General features: G+C 37.9%; 26 protein-coding genes and 1 pseudogene. 22 read left to right on the plus strand and 5 right to left on the minus strand.

From position 1 onward, the window contains the following. Positions 1-35: 35 nt before the first annotated feature. Positions 36-1,247 (minus strand): acyltransferase family protein, encoded by a 1,212-nt coding sequence (locus tag BKO01S_RS12895; protein WP_066054379.1) that lies wholly within the window; start codon positions 1,245-1,247, stop codon positions 36-38. Positions 1,248-1,490: 243 nt separating this feature from the next. Between BKO01S_RS12895 and BKO01S_RS12900 the strand changes: the two genes are divergently transcribed. Together BKO01S_RS12900 and BKO01S_RS12905 are read left to right on the plus strand one after the other, a co-directional pair. Further along, entirely contained in the window at positions 1,491-2,462 is a 972-nt protein-coding gene (locus BKO01S_RS12900; protein ID WP_066054381.1) for a TRM11 family SAM-dependent methyltransferase, read from the plus strand. A 92-nt stretch (positions 2,463-2,554) separates the two neighbouring features. Next, positions 2,555-3,136, plus strand: a complete 582-nt coding sequence (locus BKO01S_RS12905; protein WP_066054382.1) for a CBO0543 family protein — start codon at positions 2,555-2,557, stop codon at positions 3,134-3,136. Position 3,137: 1 nt separating this feature from the next. Here the strand turns inward: BKO01S_RS12905 and BKO01S_RS12910 are convergent, their stop codons facing one another. After that, positions 3,138-3,560 carry a hypothetical protein gene (locus BKO01S_RS12910; RefSeq protein WP_439951044.1) on the minus strand — a complete coding sequence of 141 codons (423 nt, stop codon included), beginning with the start codon at positions 3,558-3,560 and terminating at the stop codon, positions 3,138-3,140. Positions 3,561-3,739: 179 nt separating this feature from the next. On the opposite strand from BKO01S_RS12910, the gene BKO01S_RS12915 reads away from it, so the two are divergent. The 7 genes and pseudogenes from BKO01S_RS12915 to BKO01S_RS24400 all read left to right on the plus strand — a co-directional run. Continuing rightward, positions 3,740-5,833: a sensor histidine kinase gene (locus tag BKO01S_RS12915; protein WP_066054386.1), complete on the plus strand. Its 2,094-nt coding sequence runs from the start codon at positions 3,740-3,742 to the stop codon at positions 5,831-5,833. Beyond that, entirely contained in the window at positions 5,817-7,328 is a 1,512-nt protein-coding gene (locus BKO01S_RS12920; protein ID WP_066054387.1) for a response regulator, read from the plus strand. The genes BKO01S_RS12915 and BKO01S_RS12920 overlap by 17 nt, the downstream gene beginning before the upstream one ends. A gap of 391 nt (positions 7,329-7,719) precedes the next feature. Then, the gene (locus tag BKO01S_RS12925) at positions 7,720-8,991 is read left to right on the plus strand and encodes an L-lactate MFS transporter (protein WP_066054390.1); all 1,272 of its coding nucleotides are present in this window, start codon (positions 7,720-7,722) and stop codon (positions 8,989-8,991) included. Between the two features lie 55 nt (positions 8,992-9,046). Then, positions 9,047-9,406 (plus strand): Na-translocating system protein MpsC family protein, encoded by a 360-nt coding sequence (locus tag BKO01S_RS12930; RefSeq protein WP_066054392.1) that lies wholly within the window; start codon positions 9,047-9,049, stop codon positions 9,404-9,406. A 151-nt stretch (positions 9,407-9,557) separates the two neighbouring features. Continuing rightward, a complete protein-coding gene (locus BKO01S_RS12935; RefSeq protein ID WP_066054395.1) occupies positions 9,558-11,915 on the plus strand; it encodes an FdhF/YdeP family oxidoreductase in 2,358 nt (785 codons plus the stop codon). A 17-nt stretch (positions 11,916-11,932) separates the two neighbouring features. Beyond that, positions 11,933-12,733, plus strand: coding sequence for a formate dehydrogenase accessory sulfurtransferase FdhD (gene fdhD / locus BKO01S_RS12940; RefSeq protein WP_066054398.1), 801 nt, complete (start codon positions 11,933-11,935; stop codon positions 12,731-12,733). Positions 12,734-12,800: 67 nt separating this feature from the next. After that, positions 12,801-12,926, plus strand: a pseudogene (locus tag BKO01S_RS24400) (GTP 3',8-cyclase MoaA); the annotation flags it as partial. A 152-nt stretch (positions 12,927-13,078) separates the two neighbouring features. Here the strand turns inward: BKO01S_RS24400 and BKO01S_RS25215 are convergent. Further along, positions 13,079-13,153, minus strand: coding sequence for a small, acid-soluble spore protein, H family (locus BKO01S_RS25215; RefSeq protein WP_157077370.1), 75 nt, complete (start codon positions 13,151-13,153; stop codon positions 13,079-13,081). Positions 13,154-13,544: 391 nt separating this feature from the next. Further along, positions 13,545-13,727, minus strand: coding sequence for a YolD-like family protein (locus BKO01S_RS12945; protein ID WP_066054400.1), 183 nt, complete (start codon positions 13,725-13,727; stop codon positions 13,545-13,547). Positions 13,728-13,867: 140 nt separating this feature from the next. Here BKO01S_RS12945 and BKO01S_RS12950 point away from each other — a divergent pair, with 140 nt between their 5' ends. The 5 genes from BKO01S_RS12950 to BKO01S_RS12970 all read left to right on the plus strand — a co-directional run bounded on the left by BKO01S_RS12950 (position 13,868) and on the right by BKO01S_RS12970 (position 16,702). Beyond that, positions 13,868-14,419: a GNAT family N-acetyltransferase gene (locus tag BKO01S_RS12950; protein WP_066054405.1), complete on the plus strand. Its 552-nt coding sequence runs from the start codon at positions 13,868-13,870 to the stop codon at positions 14,417-14,419. 24 nt (positions 14,420-14,443) lie between these two features. Then, complete coding sequence (locus BKO01S_RS12955; RefSeq protein ID WP_066054407.1) at positions 14,444-15,322, plus strand: PhzF family phenazine biosynthesis protein; 879 nt, start codon at positions 14,444-14,446, stop codon at positions 15,320-15,322. A 103-nt stretch (positions 15,323-15,425) separates the two neighbouring features. Next, entirely contained in the window at positions 15,426-15,629 is a 204-nt protein-coding gene (locus BKO01S_RS12960; RefSeq protein ID WP_066054409.1) for a zinc ribbon domain-containing protein, read from the plus strand. A 135-nt stretch (positions 15,630-15,764) separates the two neighbouring features. Beyond that, positions 15,765-16,127, plus strand: coding sequence for a group I truncated hemoglobin (locus BKO01S_RS12965; protein WP_066054412.1), 363 nt, complete (start codon positions 15,765-15,767; stop codon positions 16,125-16,127). A 119-nt stretch (positions 16,128-16,246) separates the two neighbouring features. Next, positions 16,247-16,702, plus strand: coding sequence for a GNAT family N-acetyltransferase (locus BKO01S_RS12970; protein WP_066054413.1), 456 nt, complete (start codon positions 16,247-16,249; stop codon positions 16,700-16,702). A 49-nt stretch (positions 16,703-16,751) separates the two neighbouring features. Here BKO01S_RS12970 and BKO01S_RS12975 read toward each other — a convergent pair whose 3' ends face one another. Then, positions 16,752-17,354 carry a CBO0543 family protein gene (locus BKO01S_RS12975; RefSeq protein WP_157077366.1) on the minus strand — a complete coding sequence of 201 codons (603 nt, stop codon included), beginning with the start codon at positions 17,352-17,354 and terminating at the stop codon, positions 16,752-16,754. Positions 17,355-17,542: 188 nt separating this feature from the next. Between BKO01S_RS12975 and BKO01S_RS12980 the strand changes: the two genes are divergently transcribed. The 8 genes from BKO01S_RS12980 to BKO01S_RS13015 all read left to right on the plus strand — a co-directional run bounded on the left by BKO01S_RS12980 (position 17,543) and on the right by BKO01S_RS13015 (position 26,819). Further along, entirely contained in the window at positions 17,543-20,191 is a 2,649-nt protein-coding gene (locus tag BKO01S_RS12980) for a sensor domain-containing protein (RefSeq protein ID WP_066054417.1), read from the plus strand. A 212-nt stretch (positions 20,192-20,403) separates the two neighbouring features. Then, a complete protein-coding gene (locus BKO01S_RS12985; RefSeq protein ID WP_066054419.1) occupies positions 20,404-21,423 on the plus strand; it encodes a BMP family protein in 1,020 nt (339 codons plus the stop codon). 64 nt (positions 21,424-21,487) lie between these two features. Then, positions 21,488-23,026, plus strand: a complete 1,539-nt coding sequence (locus BKO01S_RS12990) for an ABC transporter ATP-binding protein (protein WP_066054421.1) — start codon at positions 21,488-21,490, stop codon at positions 23,024-23,026. Continuing rightward, positions 22,992-24,068, plus strand: a complete 1,077-nt coding sequence (locus tag BKO01S_RS12995) for an ABC transporter permease (protein ID WP_066054422.1) — start codon at positions 22,992-22,994, stop codon at positions 24,066-24,068. Before BKO01S_RS12990 ends, BKO01S_RS12995 begins: the two co-directional genes overlap by 35 nt. Next, a complete protein-coding gene (locus BKO01S_RS13000) occupies positions 24,055-24,972 on the plus strand; it encodes an ABC transporter permease (protein ID WP_066054425.1) in 918 nt (305 codons plus the stop codon). Before BKO01S_RS12995 ends, BKO01S_RS13000 begins: the two co-directional genes overlap by 14 nt. An 18-nt stretch (positions 24,973-24,990) precedes the next feature. Beyond that, positions 24,991-25,659, plus strand: a complete 669-nt coding sequence (locus BKO01S_RS13005; RefSeq protein ID WP_066054428.1) for a sulfite oxidase-like oxidoreductase — start codon at positions 24,991-24,993, stop codon at positions 25,657-25,659. Then, positions 25,652-26,380, plus strand: a complete 729-nt coding sequence (locus tag BKO01S_RS13010) for a nucleoside phosphorylase (protein WP_232311230.1) — start codon at positions 25,652-25,654, stop codon at positions 26,378-26,380. Before BKO01S_RS13005 ends, BKO01S_RS13010 begins: the two co-directional genes overlap by 8 nt. Positions 26,381-26,510: 130 nt before the next feature. Further along, positions 26,511-26,819 carry a hypothetical protein gene (locus BKO01S_RS13015; RefSeq protein WP_066054432.1) on the plus strand — a complete coding sequence of 103 codons (309 nt, stop codon included), beginning with the start codon at positions 26,511-26,513 and terminating at the stop codon, positions 26,817-26,819. Positions 26,820-26,839 lie beyond the last annotated feature (20 nt).

The raw sequence follows: 26,839 nt of genomic DNA on the forward strand, positions 1-26,839 counted from the left end.
GAAAACCGCTCAAATATGAAGCGGTTTTTCTCTTGTTAAAGTATTTGTTTGATTAAGGGGAGCTTACGTAAAAAGAAATGACTAATAACAAAACTGAAGATAATGCCAAACAACGTAACGAATAAGAATTGTGAAATCATAGAAATATCATAGCTCTCAATCCAGTATTGCAAGGTAACCAAGACCGGTACATGAATAATGTAGACAGCATAAGAGTTAGCAGATAAGGTCTTTGTAAAAGATGTCGTGTGGTTAGCAATGATTTTAAAAAGGTAGATCAATCCTATACATAATCCTGTACACAAAAAGGTTTCATAAAAAGAATAAATAAGGTTTCCTGTTGTAAAGCCGTATCGAGTCGCAACAGTAATGAAACCAAGATAGTACATTCCTGCCAGAACCCCCCCGATAATAAACCACGTTATTCCTACTTTATTGGAAAGAGTGGTAAACCAATTCCTCCTTGATGCTATCACTCCAGCGATAAAGAAGCTAGCGTATTGAGGGACATGAGCGTACTCCGCCTGAATAAAGCCGAGGAAGCCCTCCCAATGATCAATTGGATATTTAATACGTGTAACAAAAGTTAACAAGGCAACAACTACTGCGAATAAAAAGATGGATAATAGACTGAGTGGTTTGGGTGTAACCACAGCATTTCTTTTTCCAGTCCATCTGCTAATTATCGTATAAATACAAGCATAAAATAGTAGGTGTTCAAGAAACCAAAGATGAGCAAACTGTAGGTCGGGCCAACTAGGTCCTGACCAATTCTCAGGTTGTCCGCTTAATCCGAAATAAACATTAATGTAGTATGACCAAAACGAAAGATCGGGATAGGGGCGGTAATGCAAGTAATACTGGTACATCATAATTGGGACGATAATAAGAAAACCAAAAAGTGCTGGGATACCGAGCCGAATAAATCGATCACTTAGGAAATTTTTCCATCCTTTTTTTCTTAGAGAGGAAGGCAAAAAATATGCTGAAATGAGGAAAAACAAGCTCATAAAAAACCCCGCATTAACAGCAAAGAATCTACCAAGCTCAATTTCTGGACCATTTGGTGGTTGGTAATACCAAAATCCTCCTGAGCCACCATAAGGTTGACCAGCATGGTGGGCAACAACAAGGCAGGTAAGAGCGACCTTCAGAGTATCTAAATAATCAAGTCGTTTCCCTGTATCTAGTTTATTTTCAATACTAGGTGGGGGATTTGTATTTTGTTTTATTTGAGTGTTGAACAAATGATTCACCTCTGTAAAATATATGTACTAATGGAAGTGTAGCCCAGTATTTAGACGTATTCAATAGAATAATAGTTACATCAGTTTAGAAGGCGGTCATAGATTCAAATCGCAATCGTATATAATCGCAAATAATTTTTAAAAGTTGAGAAAAACAACACTTTCCTAATCAAAAATAAACATTGGCTAAATTAAGGTGTATACTAAAATGAGTTGTTTATTTTTTTATAGGGGTTGAGAAGCGTGAATAATACTAACGAGAATGGACAGAAATACCTTTACAATTATTCATGTCAAGAAGATGAAGTGGAGCTCTGTGCCTTAGAAATGCGTTCTTTTTTTGGACAGGACTCTGAAGAATATATTATAGAAAGTAATATTAAAATTGATCCAAGCAGAAGCCCGTTTATTCGGGATCGAATAGATATTATTTTTGAAGGCAGTGAGTTGGAAGAAATAATTAGCAAGGTGAAAAGTTTACCTCCACTTTCTGAAACCTATAGAGTCATTTACTTAAAGACTTTTTCATTAAAAAAAGTAGCCTTTGAACAACGAAGAAGAGTAGAGCGAGAAGTGGCTCTACATGTGCCAGGAGAGCCGGACTTAAAACATCCTGAGATCTCGTTCGGAATTGTAAGAGTTAATGAAAAATGGGTATTTGGTTATTATCATAAGGGTGAAGCTGTATGGTTACAGCACCAAAAAAAGCCAAATGAATATTCGACCGCGTTAAGCACCCGAGTTGCACGGGCAGTTGCCAACATTGCTGTTCCGAACCCAGAAGGTGTAAAGGCCATTGACCCTTGCTGCGGGATTGGAACGGTTCTCGTCGAGGCCTTATCTATGGGAATCGATATTGTCGGGAGTGATGTGAATCCCCTTATTCTTCCTGGAACACGTGAAAATATCGCCCATTTTGGGTACCGTTGTGAAGTTCTATTTAGGGACATTAGGAAGGTAACGGGAAGCTATGATGTGGCGATTATTGATATGCCATATAATCTTTGTTCTGTTATCTCCCCACAAGAACAGCTAGAATTGCTTCAAAGTGCCTATTCCTTCGCGAATAAAATCGTGATCGTCACAATAGAACCCATTGACTCTATTATTGAACATGCGGGGTTCCAAATTGTCGACCGCTGTATCGTGAAAAAGGGAACATTTATTAGACAAATTATCGTTGGAAATAGTAATGAGGTAAAAGGTTGTCACTAATGGAGTGTCAACCTTTTTATTTTAAGAACAGTCGGTTACTTCACTTAGTAGAGGGGTAGAATGATTCTAAAATACTAAATTTGGTGAAGACAATGAATAGTAAAGAAATCATCTTTTTAATTATCATCGTACTGGGTGCAGCAGGGTGTTTATATTTCATACGACTGGACTGGAAGCGATATGGCGCCATTTATTTAATTAGTGTAATTTCTGGAAATTTATTATGTTACATGTTTACGTTCCTAGATTTTTACACATTTCCTAATAATATTCTGCATAAAGGGTTCCTTATTCCATATGGATTGGTTTCAACTGTATTCCCCTTAATTGCTATGTTTGGGATAAGGTATAGCCCAGTAAGATGGGTTTGGAAAATACCGTTCTACTGGGGAATTGTCCACATTGGGGTACTAGCCGAAGTGATTTTAAAACAAACTGAGATTTTTGCTTTTAAACCCGAATGGGACTTATGGGATAGTTACACTTTATGGTGGCTGAATTATTTATTATTTGAGCTTTTAGGTGGGAAAATGATCCCCAGCCATTTAAGGAAACCAATTAACTCTGAAGCATTTAAGTACGGAAACTGGGCTTGGATTGTGTTTCATATTATTGTTATTACGACCATCTTTCTTGCAGGTGTTTATGTTGGAATTACGGTATTTAGGGAATAAATCATGAAATGTCTCCTTCTTTCCTTTCACCTACAATATCTTGGATAATTTCAATATGTACCGCTGCCCATGCCTTTTCCCGAAAATGAATAATAACACTTATGGTCAGAGTTAGAATATAGAAAATACTGAAAGTGAGAAAAAGAAAACTTCCTTCTTTAAAAAGAAACGCTTGTAATTGCTTTGAAAAGAGAAAGAAAAACCACGGAACGGAGGTAACAAAAATAGGGATGATTCCAGATCCCTGTTTTTCCTTAATCATACGATAATATATTAATTGTAAAGTTGCTGTTTCAATCGATTGATAAAACGATCGAATTTCTTGAATCTCCACTAATTCCTTTACTTGGCCTAATGGCTTATCATGTTTCCAAACCTTTGTAAGCTTGATGTACAGTTTATGAGCATCACCTCGAAAAGACACTTGCATCACCTATTATAAAATTTCAATGACAGAGAAGAAGATATAAAGCATAAAGTTCTCTAAAAGTATGGTCTTTATTCACTGAAGTTCCTCTTTTAGGTTGCTCCAATATTTTGTGTTTTCTAAAAACATATAAGTATGGTATAAAAGTCTTATAAATATTAAGGAAGTTTACCTATATGACATTTAATAAATGGATGATTTTGTTAGTCTCTATTTTTCTAACCTGCATACTTGCTGGTTGTACGAATAAAGTGCCCGAAGCGGAAGGTGGGACTATTAACCTAGGTGAATATTCCTTCACAGATGGTGACACGATTAAATTGAACGGGGAATGGGAGTTTTATTGGGGACAGCTTCTTTCTGATATAAAAAGTGAACAAAAAACAGGATATATCCATGTTCCGAGCTTTTGGGGGAATCAAAGTGTTGGAAAAAATGAATTAAGTGGAAAAGGTCATGCAACGTACCGGTTGAAGGTAGTGTTAAATGAGGATCAACGGGGGAGAACGATGGGGCTTTACCTTCCATTTGGAATTGAATCAGCCTACCGATTGTACGTGAATGGTGAGCTTCTGGCCTCAGCAGGTAAGGTTGGGATTTCTCGTGAGGTAATGGAGGGAAAGTATGAACCCAAAGTAGTGCTTTTCCAGGTAAAACGTGTGAACGAGATAACGATTCAGGTTTCCAATTATGTTCAGACAACAGGAGGATTATGGGATTCGATAAGTATGGGATCTGGAGAAGATCTGATTCAATACTGGAACAATCGATTAGCAAAGGAACTTTTTGTTGCTGGAAGTATTGTCATAATTGGTTTGTATCATCTGGGACTTTTTGTCATTAGAAGAAAAGATAAATCCCCTTTATATTTTGGTGCGTTTTGTTTATTGATTGGATTACGTTCCTTGTTTTTAGGTGAGGTATATATAAATGAAGTAATACCTAATCTCCCTTTTGAACTATATAAAAAACTAGAATACATTGGTCAATACATGGGTCCGGCGATGTTTCTGCTCTATGTACAGTGTTTGTTTCCTAGTGATATCAATAAAACCATGGTGAAAATAGGAGTTACATTTTATATACTTATGAGTGGTTTTGTCATGTTAACACCAGCCGTTGTGTTTACGCATGTGTTAAAGCTTTCTCATATTATGTTACTTATCTTAGCTCCGTATGTGGTATTTGTTTTTATAAAGGCAGCTATCAAGAAACGAGAAGGAGCTCTATTCAGCTGTATGATGTTCCTAGTTCTTGCATTAACTGTGGTCAATGATGTCCTACACTATAACCAAGTAATCTCGACCTTTGATATGGCAAAGTTCGGCTTGTTTAGCTTTATTTTTGCTCAAGCATTCTTGCTATCTATTAAATTTTCAAAGGCATTTAGGTCGGTTGAAGAACTTTCGTTAAAACAAGCGAAGTGGTCTACGGAGCTAGAAAAGACTGTACAAGAAAGAACACTCAATCTTCAAGTGACATTAGAAGATTTACAGCTTACACAAAAGCAATTAGTGGAATCGGAAAAAATGGCTGCTTTAGGGGCATTAGTAGCGGGTGTAGCCCACGAAATTAATACACCTGTAGGAGTAAGTGTGACGGCAAACTCGTTTCTGCAGCAAAAAACGAAAGAAATGCTTAACGTGTTAGAGGAGAATAAGCTGAAAAAATCTGACTTAACTGGTTATTTAAGTGCTGCTAATGAATCCACTCAAATTATCTCCAACAATCTTAAGAGGGCATCTGAACTGGTGAAGGGCTTCAAGCAAGTAGCTGTCGATCAAACAAGTGAAGTGAAGAGAGAATTTGGTGTAAAGGGGTATCTCGAGGAAATTATCTTTAGTCTAGGCCCGAGCATGAAAAGCAGCCATGTAGATGTAAAGCTTGAGGTATCTGAAGACATTTTAATTACTAGTTATCCTGGTGTGTTTTCGCAAATATTTACAAACCTAATAATAAATTCACTTACGCATGCGTTTAATAAGGATAAAGGAACCATCCTCATTAAGGTGACGAAAACATCCCAGCTTATTTTAGAATATCGTGATAATGGAAAAGGGATGTTGCCAGAAGTGAAGAAGAAAATATTCGATCCCTTTTTCACAACAAATCGAGCAAACGGGGGAACAGGATTAGGTATGCATATTGTCTATAATCTTGTCACACAAACGTTAGGTGGAACGATTACTTGCGAAAGTATGCATAATGAAGGAACGACTTTTATGATTAATTTACCTCTGGGGGAAAAAGAACTTGACACTAGACCATGACGAGCTGTTATTTCAGGAAGAAGACGACTTAGAACCAGTTAAACAAAATGTAGATAATAAGTGGAAAATTCTTATCGTAGACGATGAAGAAGAGGTACATCAGGTTACGAAGTTTGTCCTTTCAGATGTAGAGTTTGAAGGAAAGCCATTGTCGTTCCTGCAAGCTTATTCTGCAGAAGAAGCGAAACATCTACTTGCAAAGGAACAAGATATCGCAGTAATTTTACTAGATGTAGTGATGGAGGACGATCATTCCGGCTTAACGGTTATTCAATACATTCGGCAGGAGCTAGGTAACCCGTTAATGAGAATCATTTTGCGGACGGGCCAACCAGGACAAGCTCCAGAGAAGCAAGTGATTATGGAATACGATATAAATGACTATAAGGAAAAAACAGAGCTTACATCACAGAAGCTTTATTCAACGTTGATTGTGGCTTTACGGTCGTATCGAGATTTACATATTATTGATGCGAATAAAAGAGGGTTGGAAGACATAATCTATTCGTCTGCTCAGCTAAATCAAATTCATACGCAACCTATCTTTGCAAGAGAAGCAATGACACAACTAGCGAATATTTTAAAATTACAAGAGCATACTTGCAGTGGAGCAGTGTTTACTTACAAAGGAGACAAAGTAAGAACGATTGCTGAAATAGGGGACAAATCTATTGTTGTTCCTTTAGAAGTAACAGAAGCATTTACTTTACAAAAGCATGTGTTTAACGAACAATCCTGTACTCTTTTCCTGAAAAGTAAGGACACTCAAAGCTATTGTTTGCATCTTTCTTGCGATAGAGTATTGAATGAATGGGATCGAAGCTTGATGGAGATTTATGTAGCCAATGTGGCGGCATCACTCGAAAATCTCCAACTGAATGATGAGATTGAAAGCACGCAGCGTGAAATTATATTTACCTTAGGAGAGATTGCAGAAACTCGCTCGAAAGAAACTGGATACCATGTTAAGAGAGTGGCTGAGTTTTCAAGTCTACTAGCAATAAAATGTGGTTTGTCAGAGGCAGAAGCGGAACTCATTCGTTTGGCGAGTCCCATGCACGATGTAGGGAAGATTGGAATTAGCGATGACATACTAAACAAACCGGGAAAATTGACGGAAAAAGAATATGAAATTATGAAAAGTCATGCTGTGGTAGGATATGAAATGTTGAAGCATTCTAACCGTCAAATTATGAAGACGGCTGCGATTATTGCTTTACAGCATCATGAAAAATATAACGGCACAGGCTATCCACAAGGTTTAAAAGGGGAAGAGATTCATCTATACGGACGATTAACAGCGATTGCTGATGTTTTTGATGCACTATCTAGTCAAAGGGTATACAAACCGGCTTGGGAAATGGATCGTATTGTAAAGCTCTTCAAAGAAGAAAGAGGACAACATTTTGATCCAGTACTAACCGATTTGTTTTTAGAACATATGGAAGAGTTTACTATGATTCTAGATAAATATCGAGACGAGAAGGTCTTTTAGAAAGATGCTCCAGGTGTACCTGGAGCATTTTTTAATATCATTGATAAAATAGTAGTCCAGTAGTTTATCATTATAAACAAATTAAAAATAGGTAAAAACTATTGTCATGGATGCGCTTTCGTGATAAGTTTAAATAGTCATATGTGACATATTTGTGAATAATAATAATTATGACAATTAATCTTTAATACGAAAACAGCGACCCTGTTGATCGGTTAAAGAATTTCTTTTTTCGTTTTATGACAGTTGGTACTTAACAGCGCTCCTGTATAAGGCAAGCCGTCGTAATGATTCAATGAAGGTTCCTTATATAGGAGTCTAATATTGGATTAATTACGACGGTTTTTTGTTTTCTTTGGAGCATCTATGCGACTATCTAGGGGGAAAACAAATGAAAACAACAAAAAATCGTTGGCTTATTGCATTATCCGCAGTTGGAATACATATTTCCATTGGTTCGGTATATGCATGGAGTAATTTTACCGCTCCCTTAAAGGACATGTTTGGGTGGTCGGATTCAGAGGTAGCACTAACTTTTAGTATTGCTATCCTATTTTTAGGTCTCTCAGCTGCCTTTTTGGGACACTTTGTTGAAAAGTATGGTCCCAAAAAGGCAGGATTACTAGCAGCTATTTTCTTTGGAATTGGTATAACGGGTTCTGGTTTAGCGGTGGATATTGGTTCAAAGTACATGCTTTATGTGTTTTACGGAGCACTTGGTGGGATTGGACTTGGAGTTGGTTACATCGCACCTGTTTCCACTTTAGTAAAATGGTTTCCTGATCGAAGAGGTTTAGCAACTGGACTTGCGATCATGGGTTTTGGTTTTGCCGCAGCCATTTCAAGTCCAATTATGAACTCATTGATTGAATCTGTAGGTATAGCGAACACATTTTATATTTTAGGTTTATCATATTTTGCTATTATGACTCTTTCTTCATTATATTTAGAGAAGCCTGCTGAAGGTTGGTTACCAGAAGGTTTTAAAGCGAAAATTGAAAGTGGTAAAGCAAGGCCTGCAACGGAATTATCACAGTTAACGGCAAATGAGGCAGTTAAAACGAAGCGTTTTTGGTATCTGTGGCTCATGCTTTTCATCAACATAACTTGTGGCATAGCCATCTTAGCAGTAGCGAAACCACTAGCAATGGAAAGCATCGGCATTGACATGGCAGCTGCAGCCGCATTAGTTGGTGCAATCGGTATCTTTAATGGCTTAGGTCGAATTGGTTGGGCTTCATTATCTGATTATATTGGACGTCCGAATACCTACACAGCATTTTTTGTTCTACAAATAATCATGTTCTATTTTTTACCACAAGTATCCATTCAATGGTTATTTATGGCCATGCTTATTGTCGTTTATACTTGCTATGGCGGAGGTTTTGCATCTATTCCAGCATATATCGGAGACTTGTTTGGTACAAAACAACTTGGAGCCATCCACGGGTATATCCTAACAGCATGGGCTGCTGCTGGTCTAGTTGGTCCACTATTCGCAGCATGGATTAAGGATACAACGGGCAGCTATGCAGGAAGTCTAACATTTTTCTCAGGATTATTTGTAGTAGCGTTAGTAATTTCCATTTTAATAAGATTTGATATTAAAAGGTTAAAAGTAGAAAATGCTGGAAAGTTAGGCGAATCCCAAAAGGCTGTATAACATCTAATAAATTTAGTGTAAGATAGGAAAAAAAAGGTAAGTGAGTTGAAAAAGAGTGAATAAGTACGAAGCCGAGTTTAGCAATATAGTTCGAGCCTATCGCAAAAAGCATATGGGAAAGGGTCCAAGCAAAGTCCGAACCAAATTCTCAAAAAACTGGGCCATCTGTGAACTGGAGGGGAATCTGTCCCCTATTGAAAAATTCATTGCCACAGCGGAAGATGGTCGTCAAATGCTCCGCGCTGCCCGCACAGAAATGGTGAAGGAGATTTATAAAAAAAATCATCCTACAGAGATGGAAGAGTTGCTTGGAACGAAATTCGTCCGTGTGTTTGTCGATATAGATATTGAGTTAGATATTGGTATGTCGATCTTTGTATTTGAAGATAACATTGAAGAGAAATTTACTATTTGATCAATCGTAACTATAACAATCAGTTTTGTATTGTTGGAACTTGGCAGCGCACCTGTTAAAGACTAACCACCTGAAGTTTTTCGTCCTAATAAAGAGGAAGAATTCTTCTGGTGGTTTTTTATTTGAAAAAAGTGTAATGGAGGAAAGAGTTATGGGGAAAACAAAACATCCAGGACCGCAAAAGAAAGCCTTATTACCCGCACCTAAGTACTGGGTTAGTCCCATTCCATTTGGATTAGGAAAGATTAAACCGAAACATATTCGCGATACGATGAAGGTAGCTTACGATAATAAAGACAATTTAGGTTATGCAACTCGTATCATTACAGAGGGAGTTTGTGACGGCTGTGCACTTGGGGTATCTGGCTTATATGACCAAACCTTAACCGGTCCACATCTGTGTACGACCCGTTTAAATGTCCTGCGACTAAATACTATGCCAGCAATTAAACCAGAGATTCTTCATGCTGATATTGACGAACTTAAAAAATATGACAGTACGGAACTTCGAAAACTTGGCCGTATCCCATATCCGATGATTCGTCGCAAAGGTGAGCGTAAGTTTTCACGTATTACATGGGATGATGCAATGGATATGATTGCCGAAAAGATGAAAAGGCTAAATCCTAAGCAATATGCTTTCTACTTAACATCACGTGGAATCACCAATGAAAACTATTATGTAGCAGCAAAAGTTTCTCGCTTTTTAGGGGCGAATAATATCGATAACGCTTCACGAATTTGTCACTCTCCAAGTAAAACGGCGTTAAAACGTTCAATTGGTGTAGGGGCATCCACATCTAATTATTTAGATTGGATTGGTACGGATGTTCTTCTTTTCTGGGGTAGTGTGGCATCAAATGCTTCACCGGTATCTTCGAAATACATGCTAGAAGCTAAGAAAAAGGGGACGAAAATTATTGTTATTAATCCATACCGTGAGCCGGCAATGGAAAATTATTGGATACCTTCCAATCCTGAATCAGCTCTATTTGGAACCAAGCTAGCCGATGATTTTTATCAAGTAAACATCGGTGGAGACATTGCATTTATGCATGGGATTATGAAGCACTGGTTTGATATGGAAGCAAAGCAACATGGTTCTGCTATTAATCATCAGTTTGTAAAAGAACATGTGAATGGATATGAAGAATTAAAAGCAAAGGTACAAGAGCAAACGTGGGAACATATCATAGAATCATCCGGTGTTACAAAAGAACGAATCATTGATCTTGCAGTAATTTTAGCAAAAGCAAAAAATGCTGTATTTGCATGGGCACTTGGTTTAACGATGCATTCATTTGCAACTGACAACATCTCCCAAGTGGCTAATCTAGCTTTATTACGCGGTTTTCTAGGCCGCAAGCACTCCGGTTTAATGCCGTTTCGTGGTCACTCCTCTGTACAAGGTTCTGGGGAAATGGGTGCAGATCCATTTGTCTTACCGGGTGGAGATTTTTACGGTGAGAATATAGATCGTATTGAAAAGCTGTGGGGCTTTAACCTTCCCCGTTGGCAAGGGGATATAGTTGGTGTCACTCTTGAAAATATTATGCTTCCAGAAGATCATGAAAGAAAGGTAAAGTTATATTATTTAAGTGGTGGGAACTTCTTAGAAACCATGCCTGATCCAATATTTGTAGAGAAAGCATTATCTCAGTTAGATATTCGTGTCCACCAAGATATTATCCTAAACACTTCTACTCTAGTAGATGCACAAGAAGCCGTTATCGTTTTACCGGCTAAAACAAGATATGAACAAGAAGGTGGCGGAACGTCAACATCAACGGAAAGAATGGTCTACTTCTCTCCAGAGATTGAAGGAAACAAGAATCGTATTATGGAAGCACGTGAAGAATGGAAAATCTATATTGATCTAGCAAAGCGGATAAATCCTACTATGGCACATCTGGTAGATTTTAAAGATGCCCAGGCCATTCGAGACGAAATCGCATTAGCGAATCCAAATTACGACGGTATCCAACACCTGAAGAAAAAAGGTGATGTGTTCCAATGGGGTGGCGCATGGCTTTGTGAAGATGGGATTTGTCCAACTCCGGATGGTAAAGCAACGTTAATTAATGTAGATATTCCTGATATGGGTAAAAAAGAAGGTCAATTTCTTTTAACAACCCGTCGTGGAAAGCAATTCAACTCAATGGTGTTTAGCGAAAAGGATCCTTTAAATGGTTCTGACCGTTACGATGTCTTGATTAATGGGGAGGAAGCTCGATTACATCGTATTTCAGATGGAGAAGGGATTGTTGTTTACAACAAGCATGGAGTGTTTCAAGGACGTGCGAAGTATGCCGACATCACACCTGGTAACCTAGGTGTTCACTTCCCAGAAGGAAACTTCTTATTGCCAAAAGGAAAATATGAAAAGTTTGCTGGAATTCCAGATTATAATATTGCAGTAATAGTAGAGAAAGCAGAGCGCTTTAATGCACGTAAAGATACACAATACCTTGAGAAATCAATTTCAGATTTAGAAACAGAAGTTAACTGATTTTTAGGAGGGCAGAAATGGAAAACGAATTTGACGAAGTGACCACCTCAAGGAGTATCATGAGATTTGATGGACAGGATTATTTTGAGGAAGAAGATGATATTGCTGTTGAATTCCCTCTAACGGTAATGTTAGATGGTCAGGAATTTGCCACCATGGTCTGTACCCCTGCTGATATGGAAGAACTTGTTGTTGGTTTTTTAGCTTCAGAAGGTGTGATTCGAAGGTATGATGAAATAAAATCATTAACAATTGATGACTCTAAAGGGTTTGCATATGTGGAGCTAGTTACCAAGAAGGTAATGCAAAACTACCATCACTCCAAACGTTTTATTGGTTCATGCTGTGGGAAAGGACGTCAGTTTTACTTTTACAATGATATGAAAACAGCAAAAACGGTGCTGAGTAAGACCACCATTACAGGCCAAGACTGTCAAAAGCTGATGAAGCTTATGCAAGAAAGTTCATCACACTTTCAGCAAACGGGCGGTGTTCACAATTCGGCTTTGTGTACAAAGGATGGGATCGTAGTTGCACGGGCGGATATTGGCCGCCACAATGCTTTAGACAAAATCTTTGGTTATTGCTTAATGAATCGGATTTCGTTGAAGGATAAAATTATTGTATTTAGTGGGCGGATTTCTTCAGAAATATTGTTAAAGGCAGCAAAAATTGGAGTAGGAATTGTACTATCTAAATCAGCTCCTACTAATCTAGCGCTTGATTTGGCTGAAGAACTAGGTATTACAGCTGTTGGATTTATTCGTGGTCATGGATTTAATGTATACACACATCAAGAACGTATTATTGGTGCATAATTTGTTTCCCAATTAAATTTATAAGTATAATGATTGTTAAAAACTTTGGAGATTGGAGGATTGAACAGTGACCAACACAAATGCACATGTTTCAGATCAACTCAGTCGTCCTCTCCATGATTTAAAGATATCAGTAAAAGATCGATGTAACTTTAGATGCCGTTACGGTATGCCTGCAGAAATCTTTGGTCCTAGATAAGACGCACGAAAAGCTTAGCTTACCGTGCGTTTTTTTTGTGGAGTATAGTTGGAGAAAGAATCAAAGTATTTCCTGTTAACTATTTTCTAAAAAAAGAATAAAAGGAACTTCACAGGGATGCTCCGTATATTTTTCCTTATAGTATTTTATTGTTCAATTAGACTGGATACAGAAACCGTTTGCTTATTATTAGGTTCGTCAAGGGGATGAATAGTGGCCATTTCTATATTATGGTAAAGGTTGGATTACCGATGGAAATTTAATATGAAAAAGCTTGTCTTAAGAATAAAAGCAAAACATTCCCTAATTGTGGAAAGAAACTAAAAGTTTTCATGATATAGGTGGTTCCGAACAAAACGAGTTAAATGATTGCACGAGGCATATGGTGGCTATGAGGCTAAGAAGGCTCAGGTTACCTATGAGTTTTAAGCAAATGCTAATACCATGTTACAAATTTCTAAGAGAAAGGGTAATGAAATTTGAGACTGGAAAAAGGAAGTGAGAGGAGGAAGGGCTAACCTTCCACTACTTTCTTCTAAGAAGAGGTCGAGGTAGTAAGGTCTATGGTGAACACTAGGATTAAGTCATTTAGAAGGTGTTTCGTAGTGGAAGTTAATAAATATGTCTGATGCCCGATAATTGAATAGTAAAGGGTTTGTGTGTCTCATCTTTAAGTAAAAGAGATTGTTTTAGTAGATCGAGTTTGTAGACACGCCCTTTAATTGTTTTCAAGGAACCGTTTGAATAATAATCAATTGAAATTAACTTATTAACTGATAGCTTTTTTAAAAACATATTCAATCCTCCTTAAATATCTTTCAAGAGTCATTATATAAGATGCTGTTTAACACGAAGTTAATAACATATTAAGAATATATTAAATAAAAACCAATTATTAGGATGTATTTGTAATAATATACAGGGGGAAGGTAATCGTGATAATAAAACACCAAGAATACAATGTGAATGGACTAACATATACCATTAGGTCAGCGATTGAATCGGATGCCGAGACTTTGTCGGAATTAAGGCCACGGATAGATGGAGAAACTGAATATATGGATAGAGAAAGGGGAGAGGGTTTCATAAGTATCACTGGTTTTAAGCAACTAATAAAAAGTGATTCAGAGAATAGCAGAAACATCTTTTTAGTAGCTTTGGTAGATGGTCGCATTGTCGGATATTCTAGATGCGAAGGTACTTATTTAAAGAGAGTAGCCCATAAAGTAGAGTTTGGTGTATGCGTGTTAAAGGATTTCTGGGGTTATGGGATCGGAAAAAATTTATTAAAGGAGTCTATCAGTTGGGCAGACAGAAGTGGAATTAAGAAAATAACTCTTCATGTGTTAGAAGCGAATTCTAAAGCTATTGATTTATATAAAAAGTTCGGATTTACAAGTGAGGGAGTTTTAAAGAATGACAAGCTACTCTCAGATGGGAAATATTATAACACCGTAGTAATGGGGAGATGGAATGGTACAAATTAAGTAGTAAAAGTTAGGAGGATATAATTGAAGAAGATAATAGCATTTCACTATGATGTTTTTAGTAAAGAAGTAAATAAGGGGAATCCAGCGGGGGTTGTTATGGAAACTGGCCTTTCTACCGAGGAGATGCAACAAATCGCCTTGGAAATTGGTTTTAATGAAACCTCTTTTCCAGTCCTTTCAGATAAAGCGGATCTCCAAATTCGATATTTCACTCCTGGTCATGAAATGAACTTATGTGGTCATGGAACAATGGCAACAATATACGCCTTGAAAACAAAGGGTCTATTAGGTGATAAAGAAGAATTAACAATTGAAACGAAGGCAGGCATTTTACCGATACGTATTCAATCTTCAACCAATGGAGACATCTCCATAACGATGAAACAGGCACCTCCACAGTTTTTGAAATTTACAGGTTCAAGGAAGGAGCTAGCTGCATCTATTGGATTGACTGAAGATGATATTGAGACTGAACTTCCGATTTTATATGGTAGTACCGGAACTTGGACTCTGTTAGTACCTATAAAAAAATTAGCAGAATTTAAAAGAATGAAACCCAATAATCAGATGTTTCCTTCTGTTTTACAAGACCTACCTACATCATCCGTTCATCCTTTTTGCTTAGAAACCTATGATCAAAACGCACATATGCATGCTCGGCATTTTTCCTCCCCATTTTCAGGTACGATTGAGGACCCAGTAACGGGCACTGGATCAGGAGTAATGGGAGCTTATTATGCTAGATACATAAAGAATCGCCCGACACAGCCTCTAACACTAATAGTTGAACAGGGCCAAGAAATAGATAAAGATGGTCGGGTAGTAGTAACTGTTTCTAATAATGATATTGAAATCACAGGTCAAGCTGTATTCGTGAAAGAGTTAAAGGTAACTATTTAAAGCGAATAAGTTTTCATTTTTTTAATAATATCCTTTTTCTGAAACCTTAGGCCAAATTAATCGTATCAATAAATATAACCTGGCAAAAGAGAGGGGTTTTAGTATGTCTGGACAGGGCTGTGTGAAATGTGGGAGCCGTGATGCGGCACAAAAGGAAGTTGCTATGACAGGAACAGGTTTATCGAAGATGTTTGATATTCAGCATAACCAGTTCATTGTCGTGTATTGTAAAAACTGTGGTTACTCAGAGTTTTATAATAAGCATTCTTCCTCAACATCGAATATATTAGATTTATTCTTTAGTTAATTTGGGAGGCAAACTCACTATTTTTGTGGGTTTGTTTTTTCTTTGTCTTTCCTGCGTTAGTACCTATCACCATTGATGAATAATTTGTTAGATTACATGGAAAATACCTATGTTGGAATAAAAAGGAGGGTGTTCATGGAACAAACACTTTATGAAAAAGTTGGTGGAGAAGAGGCTATTGCAAAGGTAGTAGATTATTTTTATTCTGAGTTGGTTCTAAAGGATGATTCAGTAAGTCATTTTTTTAAAGATATTGATATGGAAAAACAACGACGCCATCAAACCAAATTTATCAGCTTTGCCTTAGGGGGTCCAAATCAATATTCGGGGCAATCAATGGCAAAAGCCCACCAAGGAATGAATCTGCAACCAGCTCACTTTGATGCAATTGCAAAGCATCTCCACGATGCTCTTGCCCATTTTGGGGTAAGTGAAGAAGACATCGATACGGCTTTAACTAAAGTCGCGTCACTTAGAGATGATATTATATATAAATGATTAGCTGCCAAATAGGTAGGTTTTTTTATGAAGAGAAGTGAAATAGCCCTTAAAGAAGGGCCTTTTTTATGCTTTAATGTTGATAATGAGATTTAGATTAGGCATAGGGAGTGAGAAAGATGGATATTAGAATTGATGATTTAAGAGGTTCTGAGATTGCTGAATTAATAGGTGATCATCTTCATAGCATGACTTTACATTCCCCACCTGAAAGTATTCATGCGCTTGATTTAGAAAAACTGAGACAACCCGATATAACGTTTTGGAGTGCGTGGGAAGGGACAGAGTTACTTGGATGTGCCGCACTGAAAGAGCTTGATCCTCAACATGGGGAAGTGAAGTCAATGAAGACCTCTTCCAAACATTTGAGAAAAGGGGTAGCAAGACAGTTGCTTGAACACCTTATTGCAGAAGCAAAGAAGCGTGGCTATAAAAGACTAAGCTTAGAAACAGGTTCAATGGAGGCTTTTGAAGCAGCCAAAAGATTGTATGTTATGTTTGGGTTTACGTATTGTGATCCTTTTGCTGATTACAAAGAAGATCCAAATAGTGTATTTATGACAAAGGAATTATAAAGCTAAATACAAGGTTCACTGTCTAGAACCCCCTCCTAAGAGGGGGTTCTTATGATTTACTTTCGAGTTTTTTAAATCGTTTAATAATAACCCAACAAATGAGGCCTATTAACCAATAGATCGGAAATGAGTATATATTTTCCCATTTTAATTCTTTATAAATACCTAACCACTCCATTATTGGTTCTGCAACAAAAGCAAGAAATGCAGATAGAAGTCCTGTTGCTATAAGGAACGATTTAATGCTATTTCCCCACCGTTGATACACATACATAAATGGGACGATCACGACTCCTACATCATAAGGATAGTATTGAGGATATAGGTAAGGAGTAAGACGGACTGGGTATACCCAAACAAGCATGCTGCTTCCAATAGAATCTAAGATAATAGCCGTAACACCGTAAAACAAACCAAAAGCAGTAATTTCGGTAATCCTTTTTGTATCAACGGTTTTCCACCAAACAATCGGCGATAAAATACTTAATAGGACGAGTAGCCACCAGTCAAAGGTTAAGTAGTTATGGTCCCGCCAATATTCACGAAGAGTTTCAAAATATTTCTTCTCCACCTCTATAACTTCATCCAAAGAAACCGTATACAAAATGGGGAGATTTAGAAAATCAAAGATTAAAAACAATGAGTTCACCACACTTCATTCACTTTACCTATAGTTTACCCAAAAGTAGAGTTATCCATAAATCCCCTTTCTTAGCTAAGTATTATATTTTTGGTAAATACTTCTGATCAAAATTTAAAAAATCTAATATTGAACCTACTAGAGAACTTCTATTAAGAGTATAATAAAAGGCAGGACTTTACGCCTAGAGGGGTGAATACATGAAGGTAATACAACAGAAATCCATTGGCGTTTTTATTTTGAGTTACATACTTTTGTACTATATTCTTATCTTGTTCGGAGATCCCACTATTCGGTTGATAGTAGTTAGTAGAAATCTTATTTCCACGATTGGACCAATGATTGCTAGTATCTGGTTGTTTACTAGATTCTTAAGAAGTCAGGGGAAAAGGGATTATTTCTGGCTCTTTCTTTGTTTGGGAACGTTTAATTATTTTCTAGCCGAAATACTGTGGATGTACTATGAGAGTTACTTGTTTGTTCATGTTCCTTATCCTGGATCTCCAGATATCTTTTATATGCTTCAAATTATTTTTTATTTAATTGCACTAGGCTATTACTTTTATAAAGTGAATACAATCCATCGGTTACTGCGGTGGGTGTTTGAAGTACTTATTCTCATGGTATCAGCCTCAACACTCAGCTATCATTTCATCATGAAAAGCTTGATTGTTGACCCAGAGGTAACAGGTTTCTACCTTTTCGTTTCACTCGGGTATCCGATTGGAGATTTAATTTTATTATTTAGTGCACTGATACTATATTTTGATTCCACTAATTCTGGTAAGAGGAATGCTTTATTTTATATTCTGTTGGGTTTAGTGTTTCAAGTACTTGCTGATTCTGGTTACGTTTATTTGATGCTTCGAGAAAAATATGAGACGGGTACCTTACTTGATCCATTATTTACGCTAGCTCTATTATTAGTTGGATTTTCAAGTTTTTATAAGAAGCCAGTTGAAAAGCGGCAATCAGATACAGAGAGCCCTTCAAAGGTTGGGTTATGGAGATTAATTATTCTCTATACTTCCTTATTGGCACTTCTCTTCCTGTTTTATAAAATAGAAGAAATTGAATTTACTCTTTTTACGTTAAGTATGACTTTTATCGTTTTTTTAATCATTGTTCGACTTATTCTTATCCTTATAGAAAATAACCGATTACTTTTGAAATATGAACAAAACAATAAAAACTTGTCTATAAGTACAGAACGGTATATGTCTCTATTTAAATACCATCCAGATGCAGTGTTCTCGCTCCGCTTGAATGGGACCTTTCAAAGTGCCAATGCGTCATGCGCCCATATTGTTGGGATGGAAACGGTTCAGCTAGTTGGAAAGTCTTTTTATCAGTTTATCGATCCAAAAGACCTTAATCGAGTGGTAACTCATTTTTCAAAAATTAAAAATGAACCACAGGTATTCGACGTAACTTTAAACAGTGCAACCGGGAGTGTTTATTCTGTAGTTATCACTCTTGTGCCTATTGTCGTTAATAGTAAGATTGAAGGTATATATGGAATTGGTAAAGATATTACGGAAGTAAAGGAAAGTATAGATAGAATTAATTTTATGGCGTATCATGACCTCCTAACAGGGTTGCCTAACAGAGCTTTGTTCGAGAACGTTTTAGATTCGGAAATCAAAGACAATACTTATGAAAATAAGATGTTAGCGGTTATGTATATTGATTTAGACCGTTTTAAAAATATTAACGATACTTTAGGTCATGATGCAGGGGATGAGTTACTTGTAGATATGTCTAGGCGTCTTACGGATTGTGTCGGAGATCGAGCCATTATCGCAAGGCAAGGTGGTGATGAATTCTCGATACTATTTAATAATATTGGTAATCGTGATGATATTGTTACCTTAGCTGAATCTGTTTGCAGTGTATTAGGTGAGCCTTACTTAATAAGAGATTATGAGTTTTTAGCCACACCGAGTATTGGGATATCGATCTTTGAGCCTGGGAGCACAGAAACGGCTATTTCTCTAATGAAAAAGGCTGACTTAGCGATGTATCAAGCAAAAAACAATGGGAAAAATCAATTCAAAATTTTTGAGCCGAAAATGGAGTCCGATTCAAGAAATATGTTTTTATTAGGGAGTGAGCTTAGTAAAGCCATTCACAATAATGAATTGGTATTACACTACCAGCCACAGTTTCATACTTTAGAAAATCGAATGTATGGTGTGGAGGCATTAATTCGGTGGCAGCACCCTAAGTTAGGATTATTGTATCCCGGTGATTTTATTTCCATAGCGGAAGATACAGACCTTATCATCCCAATTGGAGAATGGGTGCTAAGAGAAACGTGTAAACAGGGAAAGCAGTGGGGGGAGCAACTAAGGGTTTCTGTTAATATTTCTCCGAAGCAGTTTCAATCAGCTGATCTTGTTGAAATGATTAAGCGTGTTTTAGATGAAACAAAACTTAAGCCAGACCTACTTAACATAGAGATCACTGAGGCAGTGGCAATGAGCAATATGAATGAAACATTAACCAAACTAGAAGCCATCAGAAAGTTAGGTGTCAATCTATCGATTGATGATTTTGGTACAGGTTACTCCTCTCTTTCTTATCTACCGAAGTTGCCAATAACAGAATTGAAGATTCCAAGGGAGTTTTTAGTAGAAATGGAACATCATGCAGCATATAAGGCCATTCTACAAACCATTATCACCCTAGGAAAACGTTTAAAGGTAGAAGTAATTGCTGAAGGGGTAGAAACGGATAAACAAAAGGAAATATTAGAAAAGATGAAGTGTCATTTGATGCAAGGCTATCATTTTAGTAGACCTATTCCTGTGGCTGAGATTGAAAAAATTTTGTATACTGAAGAATAAGTAATTGAAGAACACCTTTATGGGTAAGACCAAATAAGGTGTTTTTTAATTGTTAAAAATTGTCTGAAAATTAAATATTTGGATAAAACACGAACGATTATATAAAATTATATAAAAACGTTCGATTTTTTGTTGTTATTTTGGTTGTAATTTGGTAGATTATTAATCAGGTATTAAATATGCATATGATGAAAACAAACAGGGGGAACGTCATGAAAAAGTTATTTTCAGTATTAATTTTAGCATTGATTCTACTAGTTGCAGGTTGTGGTGGCGCAGAAGAATCGAAGAATAATAATAGTTCAACTAACGAAGAAAAGAAAAGGATTGCTTTAGTTTTACCTGAGAAAATGGGTGTGAACCCATTCTTCCAACAAATGGATGAAGGAGCGAAACTAGCTGCAGAGGAACTCGCAGTGGAGTTAAAGACCATTGAGTCAACTGATCACTCGGCTATTGAAGAAAATCTTCGTGTGGCAGTTGCTGAAGGGTATGATTTGATTATTACATCTTCTTTTGAATCAGAAGATGCGCTTAAAAAGGTAGCAGCAGAAAATCCAGATCGTCAGTTTGCAATTATTGATACAGTAGTAGACTTACCAAATGTTCAAAGTGTTAACTTCCGTGAACATGAAGCAGCGTATCTTTTAGGAGCAGCTGCAGGACTGTCAACTAAGACAGACAAAGTTGGTATGGTTGTTGCAATGGATATTCCATTAATGAAAAAGTGGACGGTAGCTTTCGAACAGGGGCTTAAAGAAACGAATCCTGAAGCTGAGTTTCTAGTAAATTATGTGGGAAGCTTCTCAGATCCTGCTAAAGCAAAGGAACTAGCTTTGCTTCAAGCATCTAAAGGAGCAGACTTTATTGCAGGAGCTTCAGCAGTTGGTGATCTAGGAGTATTTGAAGCAGCGAAAGAACAAGGATTCTATACGTCAGGACAAGATGTGGATCGCACAGAAGTAGATCCTGAGCATGTGGTTCTATCGCAGCTTAAAGGTACAGATGCTGCAGCATATGAAACGGTAAAGGCTTTTGCAAATGGTAGCTTTGAACCTGGAGTGGTTGAGTATGGTTTAAAGGAAAAAGGCGTTGGCTTGACATATGTTACGCATGAAAGCAAGACTCCACTTCATTCTTTTGTTGGTCAGGAAGCGATTGATCAAGTAAAAGCACTTTATGAAGAGATCATTGCTGGTAATAAAGTAGTTGAGAATCCATTAAGTGAGTAAAAACTGAAAAAATCAAACCGACTGCATAGTGTAGTCGGTTTCCATTTTTACAGGGGGGAAAACAATGACTTATCGCTTAGAGATGAAGGAAATGACAAAGAAATATGGTGATTTCCTTGCAAATGATGGCATTTCCATTCAACTTAAAAAAGGAGAGGTTCTTGCCATTGTTGGTGAAAATGGTGCTGGTAAAACCACGCTCATGCGGATGCTTTATGGTTTAGAACAGCCAACAAGTGGAGAAATCAAGCTTAATGGAGATCAAACCCAATTCTATGGTCCTCGAGATTCAATCAAACAAGGAATAGGAATGGTACATCAGCATTTTATGTTATTTAGTGATTTCACCGTTACCGAAAATATTGTGATAGGTCATGAACCTATCAATAATGGGTTTTTCAATAGAAAATTAGCATCTGAACAAGTTCAAAAGCTGAGTGATCAATATAAAATTCCTGTTAATCCTAGTAAAAAAGCGGGAGATTGTTCAGTCGGAGAGCAGCAACGGATTGAAATTTTAAAAGTACTTTACCAAGGTGCGGAAATTATTATTCTAGATGAGCCTACAGCTGTATTAACCCCTTTTGAAGTGGATGAGCTATTAAAAACAATTCGTTATCTTGCTGATCAAGGAAAGAGTATTATTCTTATTACTCATAAGTTGCCAGAAGTTATGAAGGTAGCCGATCATGTGACCGTGTTACGAAATGGTCGAGTCACCGGGAACGTAAAAAAGGTAGATACATCCATTGATGAACTGGCTAAGATGATGGTCGGAAGAGAGCTCCAACAGCTTTCAGAGCGTAATCAATTAAAGGGAGAGCCTTTGCTAGAGGTGGAAGCTATTTCGATAAAAGGAAAGGGCTCAAAACCTGTATTGGACCAGCTCTCTTTAACTGTTCATCGCGGGGAAATAGTCGGAATTGCGGGGGTGTCTGGAAACGGCCAATCGGAGCTTATTCAAGCGATTACTGGCTTAACATCAGTGGATCAGGGTGATATACGGTTAGGCAGTACGAATTTAACTGGTAAATCAGTAGCGTTTAGAAGGAATGAGGGGTTGGCTCATATTCCAGAGGATCGTTTTTTATGGGGAGCTGCAAAAGAAGCGACTATAGAAGAAACTGGAATGATGGGATATTACAATAAAAAAGCCTTTAACAAGTATTCATTTATACTGAAAAAATCGTTTCGTGGGGTCGTAAAAGGTTGGATTGACCGATTCGAGATAAAGGCTAAATCTCTAGACGACAAATCAGGAAATCTTTCGGGTGGAAACCTACAAAAACTAATCGTTGCTCGTGAACTTGGATTTGAAACCGATTTTCTTATTGCTGCTGAACCCACTCGTGGTGTGGATATAGGGGCCATGGAATATATCCATGAAGCCATTCTTGAAAAGCGAAACCGTGGGGATGGGATTTTACTAGTATCTTCGGAGCTATCAGAAATTCTATTGTTATCAGACCGGATTGCCGTCATGTTTGAAGGGAAAATCGTCGATATTCTTAATAGAAGAGATGCAACAGAAGAACGTTTAAGTGTACTGATGGCAGGAGGAAAAGAAGATGAATCTTCAACGAAAAATACAACAACTGCTTAAGCCTTTATCGCAACCGTTACTAGCGGTGCTGATTGGACTTTTCACTGGAGCACTTGCCATAGCCCTTATAGGGGAGTCTGTCATTGATACGTACAAAGTTATGTGGGATGGAGCGTTTGGAAACTTCTACTTTTTAACAGCTACTCTCGCTCGTGCTACTCCTATTATATTGGTTGGATTGGGGTTAGCTATCGCTTTTCGTGCCGGTGTGTTCAATATGGGTGCGGAAGGTCAGATGGTATTGGGAGCTGTATGTGCCGCGCTTGCATCCCTTTATGTACCCGGATCTGGGTTCGTAAAATTGTTATCTGCGTTCCTTGCTGGCTTTCTAGCCGGTGGATTATGGTCCTTATTAGCAGGATGGATGGAAGTGAAATATAAAGTTCAGCTACTGATTTCTACCCTTCTATTAAACTATGTAGCAGTTTTATTCGCAGGATATTTGGTTGCAGAACCCTTCCAGGATAAGTCGGGTTCTGCAGCCTTAGCTCAGACGCCTATGATTGATCAAGCAGTTTGGCTTCCAAAACTGTTCACAGGAATGAGCGTTCATATGGGATTTGTAATAGCTGTTATTGGCGCTGTGGTCCTCTATGTGGCTCTTCAATTTACTTCTTCAGGATATGAAGTGAGAATGCTAGGAAAAAACCCTTTCTTTGCTGAATACGGTGGCATTAATAAAAGTAAGGTTCTCCTCTTTAGCATGTTTTTTAGCGGAGGAATATCGGGGTTAGCTGGGACAGTTGAAGTTTTAGGTTCTCAATACCGCTATGTAGAAGGGGCACTAACCGTACCAGGCTACGCTTGGACTGGGCTCATGGCAGCCTTGTTAGCAAACTCCAATCCATTGGGTACTGCAGCAGCTGCTATTTTGCTCGCAGCCTTACAAACGGGTGCGATGGGAATGGAACGGAACACAGAAGTACCATTAGAGATTGCAAGTGTGATTCAAGGCGTTCTTATCTTATTCGTTACTGCAAAGTTCACCTTAAACTGGTGGAAAGTTAAAAAGAAAGCGAGTGACATAAATGGAGCTGTTTGATTATTCCTTTTTTGCTTCTGCTATCCGTATGGTTAGCCCCATTCTTTTGGCAGCCTTAGGTGGAGCGTTATGTGCTCGAGTTGGAATTTTTAATGTCGGTCTTGAGGGCTTAATTTTAGCAGGTGCCTTCTCAGCTATTGTAGGTAACTATTATAGCGGAAATGTGATTGTCGCGGTTTTAACAGGAGCTTTCGGAGCCGTTCTTGTTTCTTTATTATTTGGTCTAGCCACTATCAAGTTTAAGGCCAATCCCATTGTAGCTGGAATTGCGATTAACTTTTTGGTTCTTGGCTTAACTACTTTTGGCCTCCGTGCTATTTTTCAAGTTAAGGGAGCCTTTTATGATAAGGATATGAATGGACTTCCTAAGTGGGATCTACCATTTATAGAGAACATCCCTATGATTGGAAGGTTTCTTTCAGGGCATTCCCCACTTGTGTACACTGCCTTTATAGCAGCCATTCTTTTATATATTTTCTTGTTTAAAACAGTTCTTGGATTCAGAATTTTAGCTGTTGGAAAAAATGAAGCAGCAGCGAGAAGCTTAGGATTGAAGGTTACAACCCTTCAGTATGGAGCAATTATTGCAAGTGGAGTTTTATGCGGTCTAGCAGGTGCACAGCTTTCACTTGGGCAAGTCACCATGTTTACAGAGGGGATGACTGCTGGAAGAGGATTTATCGCTTTAGTAGCTATGATGTTAGGTCAATCACACCCGATTGGCATGATCGGTTCGAGCTTGTTATTTGGTCTAATGGATGCGATGAGTATAAGGCTACAAGGCTTTTCCATGCCGACGCAATTTACAGCCATGCTACCGTATGTCATTACCATAATCGCGATGTTCTTCCTAAAGGATCGTGGGGTAGACTCACAAGCATCTGGGCAGCAAAGTTCTAGATAGAACAAGGAGTGAAAACAAATGAACTTAAGTAAGGCAGATAGAATTAAACGAACAAGAGTACCAATAGCGGATTCAAAGCATGAAAAACGACTGCCTTCCGGACAAGCATTAACTGAACGTTTTCCGATTCTGCATGAAGGAGACGTTCCTGTTTATGATTTGGAAAAGTGGGATTTAAAAGTCTTTGGTGAGGTTGATCTAGAAGTGGTCCTCAAGTTTGATCAGATTATGGAAATGCCAGAAACGACGTTAACATCTGATATTCACTGTGTTACTCGCTGGTCAAGATTTGATAGTGAGTTCACAGGAGTGAAATTTACTGACTTCTTAAGACACGTAAATGTAACTCCTAAGAGTGAATACGTCATGCTGCATGGGGATCATGATTATACAGCAAATGTGAAATTATCGGATTTATTACGTGATGACGTGCTTCTAGCTTATTCTTTTGATGGTAAGCCACTTACTGATAAGCACGGGTGGCCGTTAAGACTTGTCATTCCACATTTATATTTTTGGAAAAGTGTAAAGTGGATTAGGGGAATAGAGTTTATAACCGAGAATAAGCCAGGGTTTTGGGAGCAAAATGGATTTCATCTAAATGGAGATCCATTTAAAGAGGAAAGGTTTTCCGGAGAAGATCTTCCTATTCCTGAAGATGAATGGGAGAGAAAAGATTTTGACTAACTTTTTACCGAACCTTAAATTGTCCAGTGATAGCTTACCTGAGCGAGTCATTGTATGTGGAGATCAGGCCCGTGCGAAAATCATAGCTGAACTAATGGACACCCCAACCCAGATAGGTGAGAACCGTGAATATCATAGTTATGCTGGGTTCTGGAAAGGAACCAAAGTAGCTGTGGTTAGTCATGGAGTGGGAGCACCAGGTGCAGCCGTCTGCTTTGAAGAACTAATCATGGGTGGTGTGCAATCAATCATTCGGGTCGGAACAGCTGGCTCATATCAAAAAGAACTACAGCCTGGGAGTCTGGTAATCAGTACAGCTGCAGTAAGCTGTGATGGATTAACGAGACAAATTGTCCCTCCAGGCTTCCCCGCAGTTGCAGATCGCAAAATAGTGGAGGCGTTAACTGAAACGGCAACATCGACTGTGAACGACCTTGTTGTAAAAGAAGGAATGACACTGACCCTTGATGCGTTTTATTCCGGTGTTCTTGAATTCCCTCACCAACTGTATAAAAAAGCGGGTATTGTGGCGGTTGAAATGGAAAACTCTGCTCTTTTCGTCATCTCTTCTTTAAAAGCGGTCAAAGCAGGAGCTATTTTAGCTATTGATGGATTTGCGGATGCAGAACTTCGAGAGGAATATAACCCCCATAACGAGATAGTTGCCAAAGCAATAGATGCAGGAATGAAAATTGCATTAGATGCTATTACAGAAATCTAATTTGATGAAATAAAATCCCTTTACTCAAAAAGTGAAGGGATTTTTAGGCTTGAACACTTTCTAGAATAAGGTTTAACCTCTGATAGTACTCGGGTATGAAAACTTTAACACTCAGGAAGGAGGCGTTAAAGTGGAAGGGCTCACTGTAATTGCGTCGCTTAGTATCCTTTTAATAGGGTGGATGATTTGGTCAAAGTTGACATGGAAAACCATCATGGTCAGCTCAGACCTTCGCTCAGAAGAAGCAATAAGAGATAAATACAAACTATTAAAATCTGAAAATATACGTTGTCAGTTGAAAAAAGAGATGCCGACCCCTATGGTACTAGGAGTAACTCCAGTTGTTCACAATCAGGTCGATTCTAATGGTCATTCATCCAGGCTTAAGTTATTGGTTCATCGAAGAGATATTTATAAAGTTAACCAATTGAATTTTTAGTGAAAAGGGTATCCACAACA

It is taken from the genome of Robertmurraya korlensis NBRC 107688, from assembly GCF_001591645.1.
Lineage (GTDB): Bacteria > Bacillota > Bacilli > Bacillales > Cytobacillaceae > Robertmurraya_A.